The 6,007-nt window shown below is 45.3% G+C and carries 4 protein-coding genes; all 4 read left to right on the forward strand.

Features of this window, described 5'->3' with window-relative positions; translation table 11 throughout:
- The first annotated feature begins 198 nt into the window (after positions 1-198).
- The 4 genes from AS194_RS13280 to AS194_RS13295 all read left to right on the forward strand — a co-directional run bounded on the left by AS194_RS13280 (position 199) and on the right by AS194_RS13295 (position 5,888).
- Positions 199-1,839 (forward strand): cardiolipin synthase, encoded by a 1,641-nt coding sequence (locus AS194_RS13280; RefSeq protein ID WP_058025975.1) that lies wholly within the window; start codon positions 199-201, stop codon positions 1,837-1,839.
- A gap of 109 nt (positions 1,840-1,948) precedes the next feature.
- Positions 1,949-3,448, forward strand: coding sequence for a tetratricopeptide repeat protein (locus AS194_RS13285; RefSeq protein ID WP_058025976.1), 1,500 nt, complete (start codon positions 1,949-1,951; stop codon positions 3,446-3,448).
- 119 nt (positions 3,449-3,567) lie between these two features.
- On the forward strand, positions 3,568-5,169 hold the full coding sequence (locus AS194_RS13290) for a 3-deoxy-D-manno-octulosonic acid transferase (RefSeq protein ID WP_058025977.1): 1,602 nt from the start codon (positions 3,568-3,570) through the stop codon (positions 5,167-5,169).
- Complete coding sequence (locus AS194_RS13295; protein ID WP_058025978.1) at positions 5,166-5,888, forward strand: 16S rRNA (uracil(1498)-N(3))-methyltransferase; 723 nt, start codon at positions 5,166-5,168, stop codon at positions 5,886-5,888. The genes AS194_RS13290 and AS194_RS13295 overlap by 4 nt, the downstream gene beginning before the upstream one ends.
- Positions 5,889-6,007: the final 119 nt, after the last annotated feature.

The raw sequence follows: 6,007 nt of genomic DNA on the forward strand, positions 1-6,007 counted from the left end.
TATATAGATTTACACTTGGCTGTCAAATGTTATTTTGACTATTTTATGAAATAATCGGAAATAAATTTTTAATGGTATTAAAAACAGTAATATATGATGGACGCTTACTTGTATTTTTTAGAGGCAGGTTATGATTGTTAGCAGTTGTTTGACAGCGAAAAGCTACTATACTACGGATACTTTGTTTTTTGAGCATGATTGAGGGAGGCCAGCATAGATATTTTTACGATTGGGCAGATCTTTACCAACTGGACGTGGGGAGAGTACGCAGGTCTAGGTCTGATATTTCATATTATGCTGATGATTGTTATGACGTTACGCGTTGTATCAGTGCAGCGTAATATTGGTGTATCCATTGCTTGGATTGCAGTGCTTTATACCGTGCCCGTGTTCGGTCTGTTTGCATACATACTACTAGGTGAGCCGATGATTGGACGACGCTACCGTGAGCGCGTGGATCAAGCAAGCATCATGATGAATGATATGGCACGGCGCGAGCATCTGGTGTTTGATAAAGGACAAGATCTGCTACCCATCAAATACCGCGGTGTGAGCCAAATAGGAACGCGCTGGACAGGGCTAGGAGTATTTCCCGATCATCAAATGCAGTTGTTAACAGATCCTGCATCGATCTTTCAGCGTTTGATTGAGGATATCCATGCAGCGCAGCGCATTGTCTTTATGGAGTTTTATATTGTATATCCAAAAGGACAAGTGCTCGATGTGATAGAGGCGTTGTCAGTAGCCGCTCAGCGCGGCGTTGAGTGTCACATATTGGCAGATAGTGTAGGTAGCTTTAGTTTTATTAATAGTAGTGCCCATCGTAAATTAGAAAAAGCCGGTGTGTTTGTCCATCAGTCGCTGCCAGTAGGTCTATTAAAGACACTATTTAAGCGCTCTGATTTACGTAATCACCGTAAGATGGTGGTCATTGACGAATATATTGGCTATATCGGTAGCTTTAATTTGGTCGATCCGAGGTTTTTTAAGCAAAATAAAAATGTCGGACAGTGGATTGATGTGGCGATTAGAACGACCAGCCAGCACTCTATTAGTATCAATACCGCCATGGCCAAAGTTATTGTTACTGATATTGGTGCTGAAAATAACGACAATCTCGCTGAGCTACATCAGCGAGTTAATAATTACACGCGTAAATTGTATGTGATGGACCCAACTATCAACGATCTGAATAGTCGAGTAAAGGTGTTGGGCGATACGATTGATTATCATGAGCAGCCAGATATCGGTAGCACTTCAATTGTGATACCAAAGATGCCTGTCGTAGACAAGGTGATGGCACAGCTCATACCGTCAGCACCGCAGCTGACAGCGCATGTGATTTACAATACGTTAGTGACTGTGATTCACCGTGCCAATAAGCGCATACGTATCACCACCCCATACTTTGTACCCGATGAGTCGCTATCAGGTGCGCTGACGATAGCGGCTAAGCGCGGCGTTGAGGTGACGATTATTGTTCCTGAAAAAGTCGATTCGTTTTTGGTGCAGCATGCTTCACAAGCTTATTATCAAGAGCTACTGGATGCTGGCGTGACCATTGCGCTATTTCGAGGGGGGTTGCTACATGCAAAAACCGTGGTTATCGATGACGACTACTGCCTGTTTGGTACGGTCAATATTGATATGCGCAGTTTTTATTTAAATATGGAAGTCAGCTTGGCGATTTATACGCCAGAGATGGTCGCTCAAGTGGCTGACTGTCAAGAAATATATTTACAAAGTTGCCGTATTTTGGGCAATGAAGAGTGGCAGCAGCGCCATGGATCAAAACGCTTATTTGATAATGTTGTACGCTTGTTTAGTCCTTTATTGTAGCACGCTCAATTTTAGGTTAAGGTAACCTGTCCGTGTTTTTTATGCTCATATTTTTAATCATTATCATTGTCTCTATAGTCAACTTATCTAAAAAAGGACACGCCTGTCTATGTCTGCCCCGCCCTTAACACCACTTGACTATATTGCAGAAGGCTACTGGCAAGATTTCTTAGCTGGGCGTCCTATCGCAGGTGGTATCGCATATGAGACACAGTTGCATAATTGTGCGCTAGATGAGTCGCTTGAGAGCTTACAGCGTATTGATACACTATTGTCTCAGGTACGCCGCAACATGATGAAAGGCGGTATATGGGACGAGGCGACATTACTGGTCGATGAGCACTATCGCAACTTTATGGTGTTTTTGGCGTTTTATGCAGGTCGCGTATTGGCAAAGCAGTGGGAAAACAGACCACGCTGGTATGGGCAGTTTGAGCTACGCAAACGCTATCCTGAGCTGTCATTGATTACCGATGACTTTTATCAGCATATGGCCGTTGGCTATGGTGATAATAATGCGGCTACTGATGCGCTGCCTTTATTTTTTCCTTTAGAGCCAATAGGGCTGCGTCTATTTGGCAATATTGATCGGCCGTTTGAAGCGGTACAAGGCGGGCAAGTAGCTGGTGGGTTGTATCAAGCAGTTAGCGCAAGATTGCCAGATTTATCGGATCAAGCGAGTAATGCAGATACTCTTAGTTATTTAAAGACTGAGTCAGCAACGCATAATACGACCCAAAGCATTCACTCAACGACAGATTCGAGTACGACTATCAGTACAAGTCAACCTGCTAGTCATTATGAGGCATCAGAGGACGTACCAGTAAATAATGAATTCGATGATGTTAATATAGTATCAGCCAATATCGAGCGCCCTTCTGCTGCAACTACTGTATCTAAACCATTAGTGAGTACCGCGCCGCGCCAACCAGAGCTTCAAGCAAAACCTGAGCTGACGAAGGTAGAATCGCCAGTTATTAAACCTAAGTCATTTGTGAAAACCCCACCGACACCAGAAATGTTTACGCAGCTGCTCATAGAGCTAGACGAGATTGAGGTGCCGCAAACAGCAGGCGTGACTGAATATCAGCAGGCTTGCAAAGTCCTCGATCAGTTTGAGCAGCACATTGCCAAGCAGGATAAGCCACGAGATCAATTGGTCTTTTCAGACGATCATATAGCAGCAAAAAACACAGCATTGCTAGCATTACAGGCGGCTGCAGAAGCGGGTAATACGGCTGCCATGCTACGCTTGGCGATGTACGAGTTGCTTGGCGAAGGACTCACGGCAGATGACAAGGACGCTAAAAAATCTGGCGTGGAATGGGTGAAGCAAGCCGCTAGCAAAAACGACAGCCGTGCCCAACGTTTACTTAGCAAGCTGTACTATCAAGGTGTTGGTATTCCTCAAGATATAGACAGTGGTAAATACTGGCTAGAGCAAGCGGCAGATAATGGTCATATAGAGGCGGCAAACCTTGTGTCTCAATGGGAGCAAGCGCAAGCGCTGATCACGACGCAAAAACAAGAGCAGCATAGTATCAAGCGCTATCAGTTACTGTTTGGTGCAGTGATCGTGGTTGCGGTACTGATACTGATTATCGTCTAATCGCTATTTACTCAGTAAACTTTTAAAAGTTTATGGTTATGTGCTGACTTCAGGTAGAATTGGCGCGTTTTTATATTTACCTTTCTGCTGTTTGATTCATTACTAATCTGGGCTACTCCATGCCATCATCTCATACTCCATCTGACACATCTTCCCATTCGACTGACACTAGGTTGTCAGGTCATAATTTATTGACTGATCGTGCGGTGTATCAGACGCCATTTTATTATCAATTTCTGATCGGTGTGTTAAAGCCGCTATACCGTCTGCAAGTATGGCGGCGCTCTCACAAACGTGACAATTATCAGCAAGAAGTTGCTCAGCGTTTTGGCAAGCAATATCCACCGCGTCCAGCGATTACTGGTCACAGTAATAAAGGTGTGATTTGGTGTCATGCGGTATCGTTGGGTGAGACCAATACGGTTGCGCCTTTATTAGACGCATTGCTGGCTAGTGGCTATCAGATATGGTTGACCAACACCACGCAGACAGGTTTTGCTCGCGGTGCCAGTCGGTTTGCAGATGCAATCGCTCAAGGTCGTATGAGCCACAGTTATGTCCCCGTTGATACTCCTGACGTGATCGAGACATTTTTGACGCACGTACAGCCTATCGCCGCGCTGTTTGTCGAAACTGAACTATGGGCGAATATCTTGACCAAGCTTGCTGAGCATCAGATACCAAGTATCTTAGTCAATGGTCGTCTCTCGGCGTCTTCTTTTAAAAGTTATCAAAAAATTGGTGCGGTGAGTACCAGCATGATGAAAAACCTTGCGCTCATCATTGCGCAAGACAGCGATTCTGCCAAACGCTTTCGTCAATTAGGGGCGGATAGCGCACAGATCCGCGTGGCAGGGTCGCTAAAGTGGGTCATCAATACGCCCAAAATCGATGATAAGGCGATTGGTTCTAGTGAGCAGGCTGGTGATACAGAAGATGCAAGTGCGCAGATACCCTCTAAAAAAAATGCGCTCGCTAAAAAAAATGCGCTGGCAAAAGCGTTTGCGATAGCAGGCCGACCAGTTTGGGTGGCAGCAAGCACTCATAACGGCGAAGAAGAGACGGTGCTATCGTTACATCAGCAGATCTTATCGCAGTCATCACTAGCCAATACGTTGCTGATCATCGTGCCCAGACATCCTGAGCGTTTTGATGAAGTCGCAGCATTGATCGAAAAGACTGGGCTAACAATGGCACGGCGCAGTCTTGATGAGCCCATCAATGCAGACACGCAAGTCTATCTGGCGGACAGCATGGGTGAGATGATGACTTGGTATACACTGGCAAATGTCGCATTGGTTGGAGGGTCGCTAGTAGACATAGGCGGACACAATCCCGTTGAACCTGCGAGCGTGGCAACGCCTATTATCATGGGTCGTTACACCCAATCGTGCCAAAGGGTGGTCGATAAACTGGCCGAGGTAGGCGCTTTATATCAACCAAACAATCAGTTTTATCGTCCAATGACGATAGATGGCTCAAATGAGTGCGCTAAAAGTACAGTAAATCATCAGTACGGTACTGATAGCACTGATGACACCGCACTTATTTGTCAGCAGCTAGAGGTGTGGTTAAGTGATTTACCATTAGCGACGCACGCAGGACAGGCTGGCGAGACAATAACCGTACAACAACAAGCAGTGTTGACTCGTCAGCTTGCGATGATTGAGGACGTTATTGAGCAATATTTTCCTCAAAATTTAGGGCAAGAGATATTATGAATTGTATATTACTGCCCGTTGAAAATTTCTCTGCAAACACGGCAAAGATCAATGACGTGGTGCAAATCGATCACGTGAATAACATACTGGGCGCAAAAGTCGGTGACACGCTCAAAATTGGGCAGCTAGGTGGCAATCTTGGTACGGCTGTCATTGAGGACATTGCTGCTGGTAGTATTCAGTTATACGATGTTCAGCTCGGTATTACCCCGCCTGCCAAACTGGATCTGACTGTGGTTTTAGCCTTACCTCGTCCCAAAGTATTGCGGCGTTTGATCATGGATATGACGGCGCTTGGCGTATGCGATATTGTGCTTGTTAACAGCTATCGCACGCAAAAAAGCTATTGGCAAAGTCCGATGCTTGAGCGTCTTGATGAATTTGTATTAGAAGGGCTGCAACAAGGGGTTGATACGATTGTCCCTCGTATTACGCTACAAAAACGTTTTAAGCCATTTGTCGAGGATACGCTTACCAGTTTGGTGAGTAATCAAGCCATCGTTGCACACCCTTATGCTGAGCAGTCATTTTCTGAATTTCGACAATTAGATACAACATTAGAATTGCCCAGTTTGGTCTGTATCGGTGCTGAAGGCGGTTGGATCGATTATGAGATAGCGCTACTCGCCGCACACGGGTGCACGCCAGTACATATAGGGACGCGTATCTTGCGTACAGAAGCGGCGGTCAATGTTATGTTAGGGCAATGGCTGCTCTAAATTGGTTTGGTATTCGTTAATATATTTGCCATTCCCAAGAGTGCAGGAGTACAAAAACACAAGAGCCGTTTTGGGTACAACTTAGCTTTAGAAAATGACTAGGGCGTGTTGAACATTCG

Source organism: Psychrobacter piscatorii (assembly GCF_001444505.1).
Classification (GTDB): domain Bacteria; phylum Pseudomonadota; class Gammaproteobacteria; order Pseudomonadales; family Moraxellaceae; genus Psychrobacter; species Psychrobacter piscatorii_B.